We start from the raw sequence: 19,309 nt of genomic DNA, 5'->3' as shown, positions 1-19,309 counted from the left end.
ATAAAAAATTACTCTTCTTGAAAAATCGCCATCTTATTTATACTAAAAATCATCCAGTGAGGCAAGGGTTATGACCTGCAGGTCCTGCGTGTGAAAGAACCAATGTCGGAAGGAGGGACTTCTCTTGAAGAAAATCGTGCTGGCAGCTGTCGCCATTCTCACTTCGATGGCAATAACTTCTTATCCTCATGCTCGTGAGGCTTCACCAAAGACGGTCCGGGCCGTGGTCGATGCCGACGGAGTACAGCGGGTCGCGGTGACGGGGGGAAGCTACTTCTTCGCGCCGGAGCGCATCATCGTGAAGGTGAACATGCCGGTGGAGCTCCTGGTGAAGAAGGAACCGGGGGTGGTGCCGCACGACATGGTGGTGAAGGCACCCGAGGCGGGGATCGACTTCGCGGTGAAGTTGGGGGACGAGCCAAAGACCGTCCGCTTCACCCCCACGAAAGCGGGGAGCTACCCGATCTACTGCAGCAAGAAGCTCCTCTTCCTGGAGAGCCATCGGGACAAGGGGATGGAAGGGATGCTGGAGGTGGAGAAGTAACGGAGTGGGAGTTTATGTAAAAAGGAAGGGCACCTGGTGACGTCCAGGTGCCCTTCCCTACGGGTATTTCGGATGGGTCCCTACTTCCCCTTCAGGAGCGCGACGCACTTGTCGAACTGGTACTCCTTCGCGTAGTCGATCGCCCTCTTCCCATTCCTGTCCGTTACGCTCGAGTCCGCCTTCTTCTTCAAAAGGGCGGCGACGGCATCGTCATGTCCATAGGCGGCTGCGAGGATGAGAGCGGTCGTCCCGGGGAGGTATCTGCCGTACTCCGCTTCCGTCTTTATGTTCGGATCTGCCCCGTGCTCTAGCAGGTACTGGGTGACCGGGTAGTTGCCGTAATAGACCGCCCACATGAGCGCCGTCCATCCCCACTTGTCGATCTCGTTAACGTTCTCACCCTTCTTCTCCACCCGCTCCTTCACAAGATCCAGATCCCCATCGACCGCGGCGCGGGACAGTTTGGTACCAGCGCAGGCGACCTGGGCTGCCATAAGAACTATAAAGAGCGCTGCAAAAAGACATTTCTTCATCGGTCCCCCCCTTGTTCTGTTATAAAACCTCCCGCAGACGCCGCAGCGCCACCTCGTGAGGATTTGCCGACGAGAGTTATTGCATTTTAACTAAACCATGTCAACCCCTTTCAGAAGCGGAGTGTCGCAATCGGCCCTTCCGGTGACAACGGTCACTGAACATATGCACATTTCGTCGTATAAAGGCGGCACCAAGGAGCAGTCGCTCCCGCAAAACGCCACAAGGTAGACGACAATACTAAACCACCTGCGAGGGTGGGACGGAAAGCCTACAGGGTCTCCCAGAGACAGCCGGGTCGCCGAAATATCAGGACAGATATTCGCGTGCACCCGGCTTTTTTTGTGTCGTGCGGAGAACGGAGTGTCCGGGCGCTGCGGGGGAACTGCCGCCTGCATTGACAAGAAACGGAGGGTCACCCCATGAAACAACTTTCCACACCTGCCGGTCCGCAAAGGGCCGGGCTCGCTTCGCTCCTCTTCTGCCTCGTCCTCTCCCTCCTTCTCGCCTGCGCCCCGTCGCACGCGGCACAGACCACCATCGCCTGGGACGCAGCCGCCTCCGGCGCGGTCGCCGGCTACAAGGTCTACTACGGCACCTCGAGCGGCTCCTACAGCAGGAGCATCGACGTCGGCAACGTCACGAGCTGCACAATTCCCTCTCTCACCGACGGCCAGACCTACTACTTCAACGTGACCTCCTACGACGCCAGCGGCCGCCAGAGCGGCTACGCGAACGAGATCAGCAAAACCTTCCCACTGTCCCAGTACCTCCTGACGGTAGCCAAAAGCGGCACCGGCTCCGGCACGGTCTCCGGCGGCGCCATAAGCTGCGGCACAGCCTGCTCGGCCCTTCTGCAATCCGGCACCGGGGCAACCCTCAGCGCGGTCGCGGCGTCCGGCTCGTCCTTTTCCGGATGGTCCGGGGGCGGATGCTCCGGAACAGGCCCCTGCACGGTAACCGTCAATGCCGCGACAACTGTAACGGCGACCTTCACCAAGAGCTACAGCATCACGGCCACGGCAGGGGCAAACGGCGCCGTGAAGGCGGTCAACAACAGCGCGGTCAGCCAATACACCGACGGCACGTCCACCACGAGCATCGTTTCGGTCCCCGCCGGCGCCAGCCAGAGCTTCTCCATCGTCCCGGCGGGCGGCTACCGCGTCGCGGGGGTGACGGTCGACGGCGCCGCTGTCGGGGCGGTTACGACCTATACCTTCTCCAACGTCGGCGCAGCTCACACCATCGCTGCGACCTTCGCGCCCGCAGCGGCCCTCACCGTGACGGCAAGCGCGGGAAGCGGCGGCAGCATCTCCCCCGCCGGGACCTCCACCGTCTCCGCGGGGGGGAGCATCACCTACACAATGGTGCCGAGGACGGGATATCACGTGACCGGTGTGAAGGTCGACGGCGTCTCCGTCGGCGCAGTGGGCCGCTACACCTTCAGCAACGTCACCGCCAGCCACACGATCAGCGCCACCTTCGGCATCAACTCCTACACCATCGCCGCTTCCGCGGGGACCGGCGGCGCCATCTCTCCGCAGGGGAACGTGAAGGTGAACCATGGCTACGGCAGGGCCTTCACCATCACCCCGGGCACCAACTATGTCATCTCCAGCGTCGTCGTCGACGGCGTTTCCGTCGGAGCGCGGACCTCGTATACCTTCACCAATGTGACGTCCAACCACACTATCAGGGCAAACTTCACATTGAAATAGCCAGCACCGGGCGGCACAGTTGGTAAACTTACCGTGTGCTGTACTGGCCATAGCTAATAGAGGAGATGACAATGAATAAATTATTCAAAAATATTTTCCTGCCCTTCTTTTTATTCATCAGTATGGCAGCACAGGCGAGTCCGTCATGGTCAGCAGTCTACTATGTGGATTCAGTAACCGGCATGGACTATAACAGCGGCACATCTTCATCACCGTGGAAAACCGTGGCAAAGGTCAATTCCACGAGGTTTCAGCCCGGGGATCAGATCCTCTTCAAAAGAGGGGGAATGTGGCGGGAGATGCTCAGCGTCTCCTCCTCCGGCGTGAGCGGCGCCCCCATCACCTACAGCGCCTACGGCAGCGGAGAGCCTCCGGTTTTCAACGGCGCCAACCACGTCACCGGGTGGACCGCGCATTCCGGGCAGATCTACCGGAAATCGTACGCCGCCGCACCGGGTATGGTCTGGTTCAACGGCGACTTCGGCACCCGCGTCTCATCCCTTGCAAGTCTCTCCGGAGCTAACCGGTGGTACTGGAGTGCCGGAGTCCTGTACGTCTACTCCGCAACCGACCCTGACGGCGCCTCGATCGAGGCGCAGGCGCGGGGAGCGAGCGTCTACACCAACGGAAAGAGCTATGTCACCTTCGACGGACTGAAGGGGATCCACAGCCCCCTCGCCTTCGACCTGGAGGCGGGGACCGGCTTGACGGTGCAAAATTGCGTCGCGGACGAAGTCGGCACCGCCATGGCGACCTTCACCACTCCGTATGTGGTATTCCAGAAAAACGTCATCACCCGCTGTCATTTTCTCCCCGGCGGGGTCGACGGCGGCGGGATCGCCCTTTCCGTCGGGGACAACGCCCACGCCACCATCGCCAACAACAGCATCTCCTACACCGACGCCTACGGCATCGGGATCGTGCTGGACAACGTCACCGGGGGGAGCGTCTACGGCAACGTTATCCACCACACCGGGCAGAACCTTGCCGCGCTGGAAAACTACGGCATCGACGTCTGGGGGAAGAACTTCGACGTCTCGCAAAACGAGATCTACTCCCACGGCAGGAAAGCGGGGGACCACGCCCTCTACATCGCCAACCTGAACAACAGCGCCTCGTACAACTACATCCACGACAACTTCGAGATGGGGATCAGCGTGGAGACGACGAGCGCCGCAGGGAAAACGAATCTCGCCTACAACATCGTGAGCGGGAACGGTTCCGACGGGATCAGGCTGCAGGGGTACTCCGGTGCCAACGTCTATAACAACGTCCTGTACGGCAACAACAGGACCGACGGGCTCGCCCAGCTCACCTGCGTGGCGGCCACGCCGGTGGTGATACGGAACAACGTCTTTGCAAGGGGGGCCACCGGGGAGCTGCGCATAAACGAGGCGGCCGCGAGCGCCACCCTCAGCAACAACCTGTACTATCACCCCGCGGGGGGCGCCTTTCTGTACTGGAAGGCGGACTACTACGCCTGGGCGAACTGGGGGAGCGTTTCCGGCGAGCGAAACGCCTACTACGGCGACCCGCTCTTTGCCGTTCCCGGCTCCGACTTCCACCCGCTGCAGGGCTCTCCGCTCCTCGGGCGCGGCATCTATGTGGGGCTCAGCAAGGACTTCGACGGCAATCCCGTCCCTGGGACCCCCGCGATAGGGGCGTACGAGTACCAGACGGAGCCGTCTCCCCCCACGAACCTGCGCTTCATGCAGTAGAGGGATTGTGAATTCTTGAGAGAATGCCGGCTGACTCCTGTCCCCCGCTTCGCAAGCGTTCATTCGGAATCCGGGGGCGCGTGAGTACATTGCCACGAAGCACTGCAGAAGGCCTAACGTTCCCCCCTTTGCGAAGGGGGGGCAGGGGGGATTTGATCTTCAAGTCTCCTCCAGAACCGCAGCCCGGTACATCTCGGTCGTCGAACCACTGTGCTGTGGCAGTCTGAAGATCAACGACATCCCCCCCCACTTTTTTGCAAAGAGGAATTAGTTGCTTGTTGCGCACTTTGCAGGACCGTCCTGGCCAAGTCAAATCCCCCCTGTCCCCCCTTCGCAAAGGGGGGGACGCGAGGCCTCGTGCCGCCCTTCGTTGGAACATACTACGGCTTCCCCGGAATTCTGCGCCTGCTCCTTTAAGGGCGCAGCAAACGCTGGGCGCGGAACTACCGGAAGAACCAGATAAAGGATCCTGCAAGGGGGTGCCTCAGTGGCACCCCCTTCTTATTTCTTCCTGGAAAAGGGTCGCTTTGACGTTGTGAGTGATCTTCAGGTCGGGAATGAGAGAGCGCAGCGGGTAGAGACAGGAAACGGCGGCCTTCAGGTACGGCTGGTACTGCACGTTGAGGCGGCAGAAATGGCGCTCGAACCCGAAGCGCAGCAGGAATTCCTGCATATTGGTGTCGTGGGCGATGGCGCGCTCGCCGTTGCTGACCGGCAAACCCTCCCCTGCCACGTACTCGGTGAGAACCGTGTCCATCAGGGCAAGCCAGGGGTAGCACGACAGGTAATCCGGATCGAACCTCCCTTCGGTGACGGAAACGGCGCAACCGTCTTCCACCGTGCAGATGAGGTAGCCGACGAGCCGCCCCTTCACACGCACCCCCCAGCCGTGGAAAAGGGACTCGTCCTCAGACAGGATGAAGAGGCGGGAGCGGAACTCCTCCTCCCCTTCCGGGGTCGCGTTTTTGAAGCGTTCAAAAGCCTTCAGGTATGAGGGGTACGCTTCCTCGGCGAGAGTCGCTATGGGAAGACGCTCCACGCGGCACTTCTTGTAGCCTCTTCTTATGTTGTGCCGCGTGTTCCCCGATACCCGCTCGATGGAGTAGTCGCGGCACACCATCCACCACCAGCCGTTCTCTTTCGCCGAAGGCTCGCTGCTCCAGCGCAGGAAATACGCACCGGACTCGGCAAGGAGGCGGCCGGCGGTCCCGGCATCGACATCGACAAAGGTGGGAACGAGGGAGGCGGGGATGAGAGCGCCCCGGTACGACATCCAGCGCACCCCCGCCCCCCGGTACAGCGGCGTCCCGATCCTTTCCAGGTGATCGGCATAATGCATTCTTTTCTCCTCCCTGGGGTCAGGCTTTGCATTTGGTGATTTGGTGCTTTAGCGGAATACCCAAATGCAAAGCCTGACCCCGGCCCCGTGACTCATCCCTCTGCCTCTGCACTACCAACTTTCTCGCGCCAGTACGTCAGCAGGTCGCGGATACTCTCCTGGAGAGAGATCTCCGCCCTCCACCCCGTCTCCCGCTGGGCCCTCGCGGGATCGCCGTAGATGCGGGAGACCTCCCGCTCGGCCACGAGAGCGGGGTCCTGCACCACCCGCACCGGGACGCGCGCCCGGTCCAGGAGCTCCGCGAGGATGGAGCCGATCAGCAGCGGCCGGCCGGAACAGAGGTTGTACACGCTCCCCCCTCTCCCCCTCTCGCAAAGCTCCACGAGACCGCGCGCGGCATCCCGAACGTCCAGGAAGTCCCGCTCCCCCGAAAGGTTCCCGACGCAGAGCTCGGCGCTCTTCGCGCCGCTCTCGATCTGCGCGATCTGCCGGGCAAAGGCCCCCGCCACCTGGGAGGGGGGCTCCCCCGGCCCCAGAAGGTTGAAGCAGCGGGTGCGCACCACCGGGAGGGCGTGACGCAGATGATACTGCTGCACGAGGAGTGACTGCGCGGCCTTGCTGAGCCCGTACGGCGACAGGGGTGCCAACGGCTGTCTCTCCGTCACCGGCAACTCCGCCTCCGAAACCGGACCGTACTCGGAGGCGGACCCTGCAACCACGACTCCTTCGACGCGCTCCCCGGCGCGCACCAGCGCCTCCAGGAGGTTCCTCGTCCCCATCACGTTCGTGGCGACGAGTTCCTCCAGGGAAGCGCCTGGCATAAGTGCCGCCAGGTGGTACACGAATTGCGGCCGGACCTCCTTTACGACCTGCAGGACGCTCTCCGCATCGAGGAGATCCGCCTCGATCCAGGCAGCAGCGACGGTGGACCTCGCGCGGGAGGAGCGGGGACGAGTCACCCCCACCACCTCGTGCCCCCGCGCCCCCAGAACCGCCACCAGGTGCCGCCCCACGAACCCTCCGGCCCCGGTCACCAGCGCCCGCGGGCTCACGCCGCCCTCATCCGCGCGGCGGGGGGGAAGGCGGGACAGAATTCCTGGCGCCTGGCCTCGAAGATCTCCGCGGCCTCGTGGTAGTCCTCCGGGCGCCCGATGTCGAGCCAGCGCCCCTGGAAGCGGTAGGCGACCGACTTCTCTCCCGCCTCCACGAGCTTCAGGATCAGTTCCGGGAGGTCGAGCCGCACCCCCTCCGGCACATAGGAGAGGACGCGCGGGTCGAACATGTAGATCCCCATGCTCACCCAGTGTTTCAGGGTCGGCTTCTCCAGGTAGCCGGAAACGAGATTCTCTTCGTCCGTTTCCACGATCCCCAGGTCGATCTTCACCGTCTTCTCGTAAAGGCCGATGGAGGCGATGCCGTCGTGGGAGCGATGGAAGCGGGCAAGCCCCGAGAAGTCGACCGTGGTGAGGAGATCGCCGTTCATGACCAGGAACGGCTCGTCCAGATCCTTTATGAGCCCCAGCGGTCCCGCAGTCCCGAGGGGCTCGCGCTCGCGGGAGTAGGTTATCTTGAGGCCGAAGCGGGCGCCGTCGCCGAAGAAGGTCTCGATCAGCTCGGCCAGATGCCCCACGGCCATCGTCACCTCGGTGAAGCCGTGGTGGGCCAGCTGGCGCACCACGATCTCCAGGATCGGCATGCCGCCGATCGGCATCAGCGGTTTTGGGAAAACCATCGTATAGGGGGCAAGACGCGTTCCGCGTCCTCCTGCCAGAATAGTTGCTCGCATAGCTCACCTCATACCTCGTACTGACCGACCCGGTAGTTCCCCAGGTTGTCGCGCACCCAGTCGACCACCTTGTTGAGCCCCTCGTCGAGCGAGACGCGGGGCTGCCATCCAAAGAGTTCCAGCGCCAGGGCGTTATTTGCCAGCAGGCGGTTCACCTCGCTCTCCGCTGGGCGCACCCGCTGCCGGTCGAGGACCACGTCGACCTCGCGCCCGACGATCCCCGCGAGCTTTTCCGCGAGCCCTCCGATGCTGATCTCCGCTCCGGAGCCGACATTGACCGCGCGGCCGACCGCGGCGTCGCAGCGGGCGATGCGCACGAAGCCGTCCACCGTGTCGCTCACGAAGGTGTAGTCGCGGGTGGGGGTCAGATTCCCCAGCCGCAGCTCCCCCCCCGACAGGAGCTGGCTCGTGATGGTCGGGATCACCGCGCGCCCGGACTGGCGCGGCCCGAAGGTGTTGAAGGGGCGCAGCGTGGCGACCGGGAGGGAAAAGGCGGCGTGGAAGCTCTCGCACAGCTTGTCCGCCGCGATCTTGCTCGCGGAGTACGGCGACTGCCCCTGCAGCGGGTGCTTTTCATCGATGGGGGCGTAGCGGGCGGTGCCGTACACCTCGCTCGTCGAGGTATGCACCATACGCTCGACTCCAGAGTCGCGGCACGCCTCCAGTACGTTCAGGGTGCCGATGACGTTCGTGTCCACCACCTCCCTCGGGTGGAGGTAGGAGTACGGGATGGCGATGAGCGCGCCGAGATGGAAGACGACCCGGCACCCCTGCACCGCCTTGCGCACCGCGTCGGAGTCGCGCAGGTCGCCGGCGACCGTTTCCACCTCCCGCCGCACCTGCGAATCGAGAAGGCGCAGCATCCCCGCGTCGCCGCGGGAGTTGTAGCGCACAAAGGCCCTCACCTTTCCCCCCTCCCGGACGAGCCGTTCAACCAGGTGACTCCCGATGAATCCCCCCGCTCCTGTTACCAAGACGTGTTCTCCCTGATACATTTTTTTCTCCCTGAAAGTTTTCTACCCCTCGCGGGGCGCGCACCCCCTCCCTGCAGGGGCGGTCGTGGCGGAGAGCTCGGGGCGGAAACCGGCGAGGCTCCCCGCTCCGTAGCTTGTATGCAATAGCGGATAAATCAGCAGAAGCGCCGGGAAGTACCGCCACCCCTGCCGCTGCGCCGTGAGCGCGCTGAAAACGAAGTCGAGTGAAAGGTACGCGCCGGAGATCCCGAGGAAGGCGAGCCGCGCCTCCTGGAGCCACGGGGACGCCAGGAGGGTGACGACGAGCGCCGCCACGAAGAGTGCCGGGACGAAATGCCTCGGCGACGCCGCCCGCAAGGTCCTCGCCAGGGGGTAGCCGTTGGCGAAGGCCTGCCCCATCATCCTCTTCAAGGTCGGGCGGCTGAAGTAGCGGGTGCAGATGTCCGGCGCGAGATAAAAGTTTCCGCCGAGGGCGCGGATGCGGCTGTGCAGCTCGAGGTCCGCGGAGCGCAGCCGGCTCTCGTCGAAGCCCCCCGCCGCCTGCACGAGCTTTCTGCGGTAGGCGCCGTAGGGGACGGTGTCTACATAGCACCCGCTGGAGCGCGGGGGGTCCGAGTGGCGAAAGCGGGCGTTGCCGACGCCAAAGGGGGTACTGAGGGCATGGGCGATGGCGCAGCCGAGATACCCCTCCCCGGTGGTGCGGATCAATCCGCCGACACACGCAGCGCCGGTCCTTTTCAGGTAGGCTACATGCCTGGTGATGTGGTCGTGCTGCACCGTGGCGTGCCCGTCCACAAAGGCCCAGATCTCGCCGCGGGCCTGCTGCAGCGCGATATTGAGCCCGGCAGGATACGAGCACCCGGGGCGTTCGATGAGCCTCATGTTGGTGCACTGCGATAGAAAGTGCCGCACGATCTCCATCGTGCCGTCGGTGGAGCCGCCATCCACGATGACGATTTCGAGGCGCTCCTGCGGGTAGTCCTGCCGCTTCAGCGCCTCCAGACACCCCGCGATGTGCTCAGCCTCGTCGCGGACGACGACGGCGATGCTCACGGTCGGAAGCGCGTCGTATTCCGCTTGCAGCTCTTTGTTTCCAGTCATGGTTTCTCCTTCTGGTACCCCCCTCGGGAGGGGGAGTGGGTGGAAAAAGTTCGGCTCTTTCGTGCAGCCCGAGATCTCGTCCGGGCAAGAGTCAGCGGGAAATTATCGAGTGAGCGACGGAGCCGAGGATCCGCTTGTCCTCACGGCTTAGAAGCACGCTAAAGACGAAGATCAGGTACCCCGAAAGGAGCGTGAGGCAGAGAAGGTGCGGGCCGAGGTGGCCGCGCGCCAGGAGAAAGAAAACGATCGCCGCGCATGCGCCCCCCGCCGCCATGCCGAACCACTTCCAGTCGATCCTGATCCGCACGATCCGCGCCAGCAGGGCGAGCGCAGCGCCGTAGCCGCAGAGCTGCGCCAGGGCGAGGGCCGCCGCGGCTCCGGCGATCCCGAAGCGGGGGATCAGCAAAACGTTCAGCAGGAGGTTCAGGACGCAGATCGAGGAGTCGATCTTCAGGCTCACCTCCGGCCGCCCTATCCCGGAAAAGAGGGAGCCGACCGGGACGAGGGTGGAGCCCCCGAGCACGCGCGGGACGAGGAGTATGCACAGCGGCAGATACCCGTCGAGGTAAGCGCGGCCGAAGACGAGCGCTATGATCTCCCTGCCGAAAAAGAGGGTCCCGAGCCCCACGGGGAAGAGCACGCACGCGGAGTACTTCATGACCTTGTCCACCATGCTCTGGAGCGACTCCTGGTCGTTGCCTGCCCAATAGGCGGAGCTCGCCGGGTACGACACCTTCTGGATCGCGCTCGGGATGATCAGGAGAAGCGCGCTTATCGAGGCCGCGCTGGAGTAGACCCCGACCTGGCTCGCGGAGAGGAAGTAGCCGACGAGGAGCACGTCCGCCCGGTTCACCAGCTCGCTCACAGCGTTGGAGCCGAAGATCCTGCTCCCGAAGCGGCAGAGTCTGCGTATCGCGGGGAAGAAGCGGGAAAGGCCCCCCGCCAGGTGCCGGCGCGCCGCGATCCCACCGTACAGAGCGCCCGCTCCCGCGGAGAGGACCATCCCCCACACAGCCCCCTCCACACCGTATCCGGCGATGACGAGGGTCCAGGAGAAAAGGACCATGGAGGCGCTGCGCACAAAGACAAGGCAGGCATAACTCCTCATATTTCTCAGCCCGTTGAAAAGCCCGAGGAGCGTCTCGGTGAAGCAGCTGAACGGTAGCCCCCACCCGAGGAGGGCGATCAGCCCCGAGAGCTGCGGCATCCGGTACAACCGCGCGATCGGCTCTGCCAGCAACTGGAGGGAAAGACCGGCTACCGCGCCGAGAAGCGCTGCTCCCGCGAGCGCGCACGACGGAGGTACGCTCTCTTCCCCCGGGCGCTCCCCCCGGGCGACATACCTCGTGAGGGCCATGGGGATGCCAAAGCCCGCCACGATCGCGCTCACCCCCTGCAGGTTGATCATCATGTTCAGCACCCCGAACCCCGCCGGCTCGAGCCAGCGTGCCAGAAGTATCCTCAAAACGACCGCCGTCGCCGTCAGCATGAGAAGGCTCAGAAGACTCCAGTTCACGTCGACGAGGAACTTCTTGCCGCGCTCCGAGAGCGGTTGCGCTACGTTTCGGGACATGGCTTCTCTTCCAGTGCTGCGCGCATGGCGTCCTCGATCTTGCGGATGCGCACCTCCCAGCTCAGGTGTAGCCGGATGTAGCTGCGCGCCTTCTGGGCCCGCTCCGACAGTTCCCCGCGATGCTCCCAGGCGTGCAGCACCCCCTCCATGATCGCCCGCGGCTCGGCGCACGGCAGGATGTAGCCGGCGGCGGTCTCCCTGATGATGCGGGAGACGATCGTCATCTCGGAGGCTATGGTCCAGCGCCCGGCGGCGAGGTACTCCATGATCTTCAGGGAGCTCCCCCAGCCGCGGGTGCCCGGCTCGGAAGTGTACGGGGCGAGCGCGACGTCAAAGCAGCTCAGATACTTCGGGACCTCGTGGTGCTCGACCCACCCGGTCAGGGAGACCATGTCGCCGAGCCCCTCCCGCTCGATGAGCTCCTCCACCGTCGCGCGCTCCGCGCCGTCCCCGACCAGCAGAAGCTTCACCTCGCGGGCGACGGCCGGGAATTCCTTTTTCAGGAGGGCGAAGGCCTCGATTATGTTCACCACCCCGAGCCAGCGGTTGAACATCCCCACGAAGCCGAAGACCATCCCCTTCCCCCCCCTCGCCCTCTCCCGGAAGAGGGGGTCGGCGGCCCCCTCGCTGCCGAAGAGGCTCAGATCGATGCCGTTTGGTATCGTCAGCACCTTCTCCTTCTCCACCCCGGGGGACTGCGCAACGAGCAGGGAAAGCTCGTCGCTCACGGTGATGATCCGGTCGGAGAGGAGATAGTTCAGCTTCTCCACCGCAAGGAGGACGGGGAGGAGGAATTTCGGCACACCCCACTCGTTCACCAGGGTCTGCTCATAGGAGCCGTGCACGTCGGCGATGTAGCTGATCCGCAAGATCGTGCACAGAACCGGGAGGACGACCGTGTTTATCCCGAAGCGGGAGAAGACGACGTCAGGGCGCCACCCCCGCCGCACCAGCCGCAGGAGTTCCACCCCGGCGCGCACGTCCTGGAGGAGCTTCTGCACCAGCCACCCCTCCCCTGCCGGCCTCAGGTACACCGCGGGAAAGGGGAAGGAGCGCTTCTCTCCAGCCGAGGCGGGGGAAAAGAGGACCACCTCGTGCCCCTCTGCCGAGAGCTTCCTCGCCAGGGTCTCCACGTTCACGCGGGAGCCGAGGGCGCCGTTCATGTTGATGACGGTGTAGATAAGTATTCTCATGCTCCCTCCCTCCACTTTGCCGGCGTCCCCCCGCCTGCCGCGTTTCCTTCCTTTTTCACCATCCGGTGCATCGCCGCGAGGAGCGCGAGAAAGAGCCAGAGATAGGACCAGATGGTGTACAGGTACTTGAACCCCATTCCCAGGTTGCTGCTGATCAGGAAGGAGCCGCAAAGGGCCGCGGCGATCCCGAGCGACAGCGCCCTGACAAAGGGGGTGCCCCTCCTCTGGTTGGTGAAGGCGAAAACAAGGGCCTCCACGAAGATCCACCCGAGGATGACGATGCCGGCGAGCCCGGTCTCCGCCCCGAAGGAGAGGTAGACGTTGTGCACCCCGTAGAGCTGGCTCACCGCCCCCCGAAAGCCACTGTAGCGCGGGGCGTTCTCGTAGAAGCTGTTCAGCCCCACCCCGAAGACCGGGCGGTCGGCTATGATCTCCTTCGCGATGACGGTGTAGCTGCCGCGTGCCTCCATCGAATGGTTCATGTAGCTCGCCTCCAGCCGCGGGAGCGCCATCCAGGCGAAGAAGGCCATGAGGACGAGGAAGACGGCGGCAAAGGAGAGAAGCTGCACCCGCCTGGCGCGCTCCCTCAGAAAGGCCCAGGGCCAGAGGATCAGCACCGCGAGAAAAAGGACCGCGATACTGGTGCGCGAGGCGGTGAAGACGACGGAGATCATCCCGAGAACGAAGAGGGGCCAGGCAAGGAGCGTCAGCGCCCGGCCGGCGGCGAAGAAGATGAAGGAGATCGCCAGCGGGATCATGAGCTCGAAAAAAACCGCCGTGCCGGTGATCCCGAGCGTGCCGCCGATCCTTCTCATGGTGAAGAGTTCAGCCTCCTCCATCTCGGCGTTCTGGAAGTGGTTGAAGGGCATCGTGCCGCCAAGATACATGTAGATGATGGAAAGGGCCTGGGCCGCCAGGGTGAATAAGAGTGTGTAGCAGACGATCTTCACCTCCGTCTCGTCCCGCAGGTTGCGGCTCAGGTAGAAGTACAGAAGCGTCACCTTCACGATCCGCAGGAGGTCTGCAAAGCCAAGGAGCGTCCCCCCGGCGGCGACGACGGAGACGAGGCACCAGAGAAGGAGCGCGAGGACCGCGCAGTCGAGCCGGCTTATCCCCTTCACTCCGCCATCCCCCTTCGAGGTTCCCCAGGAGGCGAGAAGGAGCATGAGCCAGACGTCGGAGAGGAAGAATTCTCCCAGCCCCTGGGAGCCGCCGTGATGGCCGGCGTAGACCTCGCCAACGTAGAAGGAGCGCCCGACGCAAAAGCTTAAGATCATCAGGATCATCTGCGCCCGCGTCCGGTCCGGGCACCACAGGGTCGCCGGGAAGAGGAAGAGGACGAGGACGGTGAAAATGGAGAGGTCCTTCTGCAACTCCAGCGCCGCGAGCGCCGCGGCTCCGACGGCGATACCGATGGCAGCGCAGGCCGGGAGACCGAAGCGCTCGGCTGGTCGTGCGGCAGGATAGCTCATGTTGTCCCCCTGCACCCCGCGAGGGGGACCAGGAGCCTGCGGTACTCCACTTCCATCTCCTCCATCGCCACCAGCAGATCCCCCTTCTCCTCCATGAGGCGACGGTTCAATTGCCCCATAGCCTTCATGGCGGGGGGATCCGCCAGGGTCTCCACCAGGCACTCCGCCAGCTGCTCGTGCCCCCTCGGGGGAAAGAGCCTGCCGTTCCAGCGATCGACGATCCACTCGCCGACGCCGGGGATCTCGCTCACCGCCACCGGCTTCCCGCACGCCATCGCCTCCATGGTAGAGCAGGCAAAGACGTCGGAAAGGGAGGTGGAGACGAAGAGGTGGGCGAGGTTGAGATAGCGCGCGATCTCCGGCACGTTCCCCACGAAGCGCACCGCGCCGGCGACGCCGAGTCCCCTCGCCAGGGCCTCGAGCTCCTCTTTCAGCGTCCCGGAGCCGACGACGACGAAGCGGGCCTCCGGAATCCCCCGCAGCACCCGGGGTATGGCGAGGATGAGGGTATCCACGCTGTACACCGGCTGCAAGGCGCGGGTGCTGACGACGATCTTTTGCTCCGGGAGGAGGTCGAGTCGCCGCATCAGTTCCGGGTCCTGGGGACGCGGGCGGAAGAGCTGCAGATCCGTCCCGTACGGCAGCATGCGCACCGCGCCTGCGCGCCCGCCGTCGCAGGCGAGCTTTTGCGCGGCGTGCTCGGAGCCGGTGTGGATGAGGTCCGCGCGGCGCAGCACGTACCGGTAGATGCTCCGGTGCAGCAGGCTGCGCCCCGGATCGAGGTAGAGATCGCTTCCCATGGCAAAGACCATGAGGGGGTGGAATCCGCTCAGGGCGCCGTAGAGTCCGCAGTCGGTCAGGTAGAGACAGTGCACGATGTCGGGGGCAAAGGCGCGTATGATACCGCGCGTCTTCCTGAGCGCCGCGAGCTGCGCCGAGGCGAAGGAGAGGGAAAGCTTGCGGCCGGTAGCGAGCGGGCCCACGTAGTGGACCTTCACCCCCCTCCCCTCCATCCCCCTCAGCGCCTTCTCCCCCGGATCAGTGACCGAGACCACTTCTATCTCGTGCCCCCTCGCGGCGAAGTGCTGCACGATCCGCTGCGGGTGGACGTTGTTCACGTCCGCGATGTAGCAAAGCTTCATCACGCCCCTCCCGTCCTCTGGAGCGGCGCCCGCCGCAACCCCCAATCGCCGGGGACCGCTTTCCGCTCTTCCGGGCGCGCCGGGGATTTGGCCAGCACTTCCCGCAGGGTCTCCACCACGCGCCGGACCTCGTCGGCGGTGAGGCGGTTGTGCAGCGGGAGCGCTACCGTGCGCCTGGCGATCCCTTCAGTGATCGGGAAGTCGCCGGGGCGGTAGCCGAAGCTCTGCTGATAGAAGGGCTGCAGGTGGATCGGCGGGAAGTAGTTGCTGCAGCCGATCCCCCGGCGGGTCAGTTCCTTCAGCACCCACTCCCTGTCAGGCTCCGGGCTCCCCTTCAGCGCCACGACGTAGACAAACCAGCTGCGCACGGCACCCGGAACAGTTGCGGGGACGGCCACCAGACCGTCCAGGAGGGAGTTGTACAGCCTCGCCACCATGTCCCTCTTGCGCAGGATCTCCTCGATCCTCGACAGCTGTGCTATCCCCAGTGCGCAGTTCAGGTCGCTCAGGCGGTAGTTGTAGCCGAGCCAGCGGTGCGCGAGCCACCCCCCTCCGGCGTCGCGCCCCTGGTTTCTGAGGCTCCTGCAAAGGAGCGCCACCCCCGGGTCACGGGTCACGAGCATCCCCCCCTCCCCGGTGGTCATCTGCTTGTTCGGGTAGAAGGCGAAGATCCCTATCTCCCCCACGGACCCCGCCTTTTTCCCCTGGCACTCGGCGCCGATCGCTTCGCAGGCGTCCTCGATTATGTGCAGGCGGTATTTCGCGGCGATCGCGGCGAGACGCTCCATGTCGCAGGGGTGCCCGAAAACGTGCACCGCGAGGATCGCCTTTACCTGACGCCCGCTCTTTCTGTGCAGCACCCTGCCGGTCCCCCACTCGGTGGCGCACTCCGTCCCCAGGAACTCTTCCACCCGCTCAGGCGCGATGTTGTAGGTGACCGGCTCGATGTCCACGAAGATCGGGAGCGCCCTCTCGAAGAGGATGCAGTTGGCAGAGGAGATGAAGCTGAAGGGGGTGGTGATCACCGCGTCCTTCTCTCCAATCCCCAGGCTCTTCACGGCGAGGTGCAGCGCCGCCGTCCCGCTGCTTACCGCCACGGCGTGCTCCACCCCGAGGTAGCCGGCAAAGGCCTCCTCGAATTCCCGAAGCTTCGGCCCGAGGCTCAGGTGAGGGGTCTGGAGGACCCGGACGACTGCGTCGATCTCCTTCCCGGTTATGTCCGGAGAGGAAAGAGGTATCTTCAGTTCCTTTTCCATTCTCAATTCCTTTGCCGCGCGCCTAGGGGGCGCACAGCAGGTAGAGGCTCCATCCGGCGATGCTCCCTGCGAAGGAAAGCCCGTAGCCGACGGCGGCGACCTGCCTCTGGGTCAGTCCCCGTCTCAGCAGCCTGTCGTAGAAGTGCTCCCGGTCCCCGATGAAGAGGCTCCGCCCCCCCCGGACCCTGCGCACGATGGCCCACCCGGTGTCAAAGACCGGGACCGAGACGATGGCAAGGGAAGCGAAAAGCGGTGCCACGGAAGGCCCGGAAGAGACGGATATCGCCAGCACCGCGAGGAGAAAGCCGATGAGTGTGCTCCCGTTGTCCCCGAGAAAGATCCGGGCGGGGTGGACGTTGTAGGGGAGAAAGCCGAGAAGCGCCCCGAGAAGCGCCGCCGCCACGACCCCGTACGGATTCTGCTGGAGCATGAAGAGCCCGAGAAACCCGAGGGAGGAGACGGACGCGACGCCGGAGGCGAGGCCGTCCATCCCGTCGAGGAGGTTCAGCGCGTTGATGAGTCCCACCACCACGACGACGGTGCAGGCGACGTTCAGCGCCTCCCCCGGAAGACTCCCGATCCTTACCCCGCCAAGGGAGAGGGCGACCCCCACCATGAGGTGCCCCAGGAAGCGGATCCCGGGGGAAAGCTCGTGCAGGTCGTCTACTACTCCGAGGACGACGAGGAAGAGGGCGCACCCCGCGATGACCGCGAGCCCCCTCGGCGCCCCCCCCTCCCTCACGAAGAGGGGGAGGAGCGCCCCGGCGAGCGCGAGAAATACCGCACACCCGCCGATCACCGGCATGGCGCCGCGGTGTATCTTCAGCCCCTCGGCATCGGGGGAGTCGCAAAGCCCCTTCTTCCTGGCGAGGAGGACGGCGGCGGGAGTCAGGATAAAGGCGGCGACGACTCCGAGAGCGAAGGAGGAAAAAACACCGGGAGCGCCTAGCATCGTCCCTCCCGTGCCTCGGGGAGGACGGTCCCCTCCTGCGGCGTGTACTCGGGGACGATCTCCCGCAGCATCCTGCGGATCGCCCCGCCGTCCATCCTGATGGCCGCCTCCTGCAGCTGCGCCACCTGCCTCTCAAGACGGCGCCTGCTGAAAAAGCTCGTGCCGTTTCTGGTGCTCTCCAAAACGAGGATCTTCTGGTGCATGGTGCGCACGATGTCCTCTCCCTCGCAGATGCACTCCTCGTAGAGCTTCTCCCCCTCGCGGAGTCCGGTGAGGACGATCTCGATATCGTGCTCCGGATCCTTCCCTGAGAGGCGGATCAGCTCCTTCGCCATCTCCAGGATCTTCACCGGCTCCCCCATGTCGAGCACGAAGATCTCACCGCCGTTTCCCAGCCCCCCTGCCTGGAGGACGAGTTGGGCCGCCTCGTTGATGGTCATGAAGTAGCGGGTCACCTCCGGATGGGTCACGGTCACCGGCCCGCCATGCTCGATCTGGCGCCTGAAGAGGGGGACGACGGAGCCGGAGGAGCCGACCACGTTTCCGAAGCGCACCGCCACCAGACGGGTGCCGCCGCCGCTGTGGCTCTCCAGGAGCATCTCGGTAACCCTCTTGCTCGCCCCCATGACGTTCGTCGGGCGGACCGCCTTGTCGGTGGAGACGAGCACGAAGCGCTTCGCCCCGTGCCGCACCGCGGCCTCCATCACGACCTGGCTCCCCACGATATTGTTAAATACCGCCTCCCAGGGATTGAGCTCCATCATGGGGACGTGCTTGTACGCCGCGGCGTGGAACACGACCTCCGGGAGGTGCGCCTTGAAGATCTCGTTTATCAGCCGGTGGTTCTGCACCTTGCACAGGAACGGCCGGTACGAGTGGAAGTTCATCTGGTGCTGCAGATCCATCTGCAGCGAGTAGAGGTTCTCCTCGCTGGCGTCCACCAGCACCAGGAGGCGCGGCGAGAAGCGTACGAGCTGGCGGCAGAGCTCCGACCCTATGGAACCGCCACAGCCGGTGACAAGGACGGTGCGCCCGGTGACGTACTCCGAGATCCCCCCGGCGTCGAGCTCGACGTGGGGGCGCCCCAGGAGGTCGTGGTAGTCCACCTCCCGCAAGGCGGAGATGCTGATCTTCCCGTCGATGATCTCGCCGATCCCCGGCAGCGTCTTGTACGGCACGCCGCAGCGCTCGCACGCCGCGCCGATCCTTTCCATCTGGACCGCGGTGGCGGTGGGGATGGCGATGACGATCTCGTCGAGGGTGATGTGAGCCGCGATCGTCTCGAGGCTCGCCACGTCCCCGAGTACCTCTATGCCGTGCACCGTGGAGCCTATCTTTGCCGGGTCGTCGTCCACAAATCCCACCGGGTGGTAGCTCAGCTCCCGGTTTCTCAGCATCTCGCGGACGATGATGTCGCCGGCGTCCCCCGCCCCGACCACGAGGACCCTCTTCCCGGTCCGGCCGGCAACAGGAGCGAGCTCCCGGCAGAAGCGGACCGCGAAGCGGCTCCCCCCGAGGAGGACGACGATCAGGAGCCAATCGATGAGAAAAATCGAGCGCGGGTACCCTGCGAAGCCGTTCGCCATGTAGAAGACGAGGACCACCAGAAGGGAGCTCGCCGAGGCCGCTTTTATTATGGAAAGGAGCTCGTTCATGCTGGCGAAGCGCCAGACGCCGCGGTACAGGCCGAAGTACCAGTTGCTCGCCATCCTGCAGAGGATCACCACCGGGCAGCTTGAAAGGATGGTGTAGAGTGTGCGGGCGGAGAGCTCCATCTCGAAACGGATCAGGAACGCAAGGTAATAGGAGAAGGCCACCAGTACGATGTCGCCGGCGATGGCGGCGCGCCTTCTCTTTCGTGAATCCGCCATGACGGCGCGGAAGATTTCCCATACTTCTGCCATTTCAAAACCCCCTTTTGCCCCTCCTTTCCTGAGGCTCATCCGGGAATTCCGGGGAGAGTCGGTCGGACCTCCCCTCCCCCCTTGCGGGGGAGGGACAGGGTGGGGG

At 64.5% G+C, this 19,309-nt stretch carries 16 protein-coding genes and 1 riboswitch; of the genes, 3 read left to right on the top strand and 13 right to left on the bottom strand.

The features are described 5' to 3' along the window. The first annotated feature begins 124 nt into the window (after positions 1 to 124). Positions 125 to 544: a cupredoxin domain-containing protein gene (locus LPW11_RS15805; protein ID WP_230994837.1), complete on the top strand. Its 420-nt coding sequence runs from the start codon at positions 125 to 127 to the stop codon at positions 542 to 544. A gap of 80 nt (positions 545 to 624) precedes the next feature. Here LPW11_RS15805 and LPW11_RS15800 read toward each other — a convergent pair whose 3' ends face one another. Then, a complete protein-coding gene (locus tag LPW11_RS15800) occupies positions 625 to 1,077 on the bottom strand; it encodes an ankyrin repeat domain-containing protein (protein WP_230994836.1) in 453 nt (150 codons plus the stop codon). Between the two features lie 227 nt (positions 1,078 to 1,304). Continuing rightward, a riboswitch (cyclic di-GMP riboswitch) is annotated at positions 1,305 to 1,381 on the top strand. A 116-nt stretch (positions 1,382 to 1,497) separates the two neighbouring features. Between LPW11_RS15800 and LPW11_RS15795 the strand changes: the two genes are divergently transcribed. Both LPW11_RS15795 and LPW11_RS15790 read left to right on the top strand, forming a co-directional pair. Then, complete coding sequence (locus LPW11_RS15795) at positions 1,498 to 2,793, top strand: InlB B-repeat-containing protein (RefSeq protein WP_230994835.1); 1,296 nt, start codon at positions 1,498 to 1,500, stop codon at positions 2,791 to 2,793. 287 nt (positions 2,794 to 3,080) lie between these two features. Continuing rightward, the gene (locus tag LPW11_RS15790; protein WP_230994834.1) at positions 3,081 to 4,511 is read left to right on the top strand and encodes a right-handed parallel beta-helix repeat-containing protein; all 1,431 of its coding nucleotides are present in this window, start codon (positions 3,081 to 3,083) and stop codon (positions 4,509 to 4,511) included. A gap of 484 nt (positions 4,512 to 4,995) precedes the next feature. Here the strand turns inward: LPW11_RS15790 and LPW11_RS15785 are convergent, their stop codons facing one another. The 12 genes from LPW11_RS15785 to LPW11_RS15730 all read right to left on the bottom strand — a co-directional run bounded on the left by LPW11_RS15785 (position 4,996) and on the right by LPW11_RS15730 (position 19,203). Beyond that, positions 4,996 to 5,850, bottom strand: a complete 855-nt coding sequence (locus LPW11_RS15785) for a hypothetical protein (RefSeq protein WP_230994833.1) — start codon at positions 5,848 to 5,850, stop codon at positions 4,996 to 4,998. 92 nt (positions 5,851 to 5,942) lie between these two features. Next, entirely contained in the window at positions 5,943 to 6,902 is a 960-nt protein-coding gene (locus LPW11_RS15780; RefSeq protein ID WP_230994832.1) for a GDP-mannose 4,6-dehydratase, read from the bottom strand. Next, positions 6,899 to 7,636: a nucleotidyltransferase family protein gene (locus LPW11_RS15775; RefSeq protein WP_230994831.1), complete on the bottom strand. Its 738-nt coding sequence runs from the start codon at positions 7,634 to 7,636 to the stop codon at positions 6,899 to 6,901. The genes LPW11_RS15780 and LPW11_RS15775 overlap by 4 nt, the downstream gene beginning before the upstream one ends. Positions 7,637 to 7,644: 8 nt before the next feature. Next, the gene (locus LPW11_RS15770; RefSeq protein WP_230994830.1) at positions 7,645 to 8,631 is read right to left on the bottom strand and encodes an SDR family NAD(P)-dependent oxidoreductase; all 987 of its coding nucleotides are present in this window, start codon (positions 8,629 to 8,631) and stop codon (positions 7,645 to 7,647) included. 21 nt (positions 8,632 to 8,652) lie between these two features. Then, the gene (locus LPW11_RS15765) at positions 8,653 to 9,711 is read right to left on the bottom strand and encodes a glycosyltransferase family 2 protein (RefSeq protein ID WP_230994829.1); all 1,059 of its coding nucleotides are present in this window, start codon (positions 9,709 to 9,711) and stop codon (positions 8,653 to 8,655) included. A gap of 91 nt (positions 9,712 to 9,802) precedes the next feature. Next, entirely contained in the window at positions 9,803 to 11,284 is a 1,482-nt protein-coding gene (locus LPW11_RS15760; RefSeq protein WP_230994828.1) for a flippase, read from the bottom strand. Further along, positions 11,269 to 12,477 carry a glycosyltransferase family 4 protein gene (locus LPW11_RS15755; protein WP_230994827.1) on the bottom strand — a complete coding sequence of 403 codons (1,209 nt, stop codon included), beginning with the start codon at positions 12,475 to 12,477 and terminating at the stop codon, positions 11,269 to 11,271. Before LPW11_RS15755 ends, LPW11_RS15760 begins: the two co-directional genes overlap by 16 nt. Beyond that, positions 12,474 to 13,949 (bottom strand): O-antigen ligase family protein, encoded by a 1,476-nt coding sequence (locus tag LPW11_RS15750; protein WP_230994826.1) that lies wholly within the window; start codon positions 13,947 to 13,949, stop codon positions 12,474 to 12,476. The genes LPW11_RS15755 and LPW11_RS15750 overlap by 4 nt, the downstream gene beginning before the upstream one ends. Continuing rightward, positions 13,946 to 15,091 carry a glycosyltransferase family 4 protein gene (locus LPW11_RS15745; RefSeq protein WP_230994825.1) on the bottom strand — a complete coding sequence of 382 codons (1,146 nt, stop codon included), beginning with the start codon at positions 15,089 to 15,091 and terminating at the stop codon, positions 13,946 to 13,948. The genes LPW11_RS15750 and LPW11_RS15745 overlap by 4 nt, the downstream gene beginning before the upstream one ends. Then, entirely contained in the window at positions 15,091 to 16,347 is a 1,257-nt protein-coding gene (locus LPW11_RS15740; RefSeq protein WP_230994824.1) for a DegT/DnrJ/EryC1/StrS family aminotransferase, read from the bottom strand. Before LPW11_RS15740 ends, LPW11_RS15745 begins: the two co-directional genes overlap by 1 nt. A gap of 22 nt (positions 16,348 to 16,369) precedes the next feature. Continuing rightward, positions 16,370 to 17,299 carry an MraY family glycosyltransferase gene (locus LPW11_RS15735; RefSeq protein WP_230994823.1) on the bottom strand — a complete coding sequence of 310 codons (930 nt, stop codon included), beginning with the start codon at positions 17,297 to 17,299 and terminating at the stop codon, positions 16,370 to 16,372. Next, entirely contained in the window at positions 17,293 to 19,203 is a 1,911-nt protein-coding gene (locus LPW11_RS15730) for a nucleoside-diphosphate sugar epimerase/dehydratase (protein ID WP_230994822.1), read from the bottom strand. The genes LPW11_RS15735 and LPW11_RS15730 overlap by 7 nt, the downstream gene beginning before the upstream one ends. Between the last annotated feature and the right edge of the window lie 106 nt (positions 19,204 to 19,309).

It is taken from the genome of Geomonas sp. RF6, from assembly GCF_021044625.1.
Classification (GTDB): domain Bacteria; phylum Desulfobacterota; class Desulfuromonadia; order Geobacterales; family Geobacteraceae; genus RF6.
This window is presented reverse-complemented; position numbering and strand designations above follow the sequence as displayed.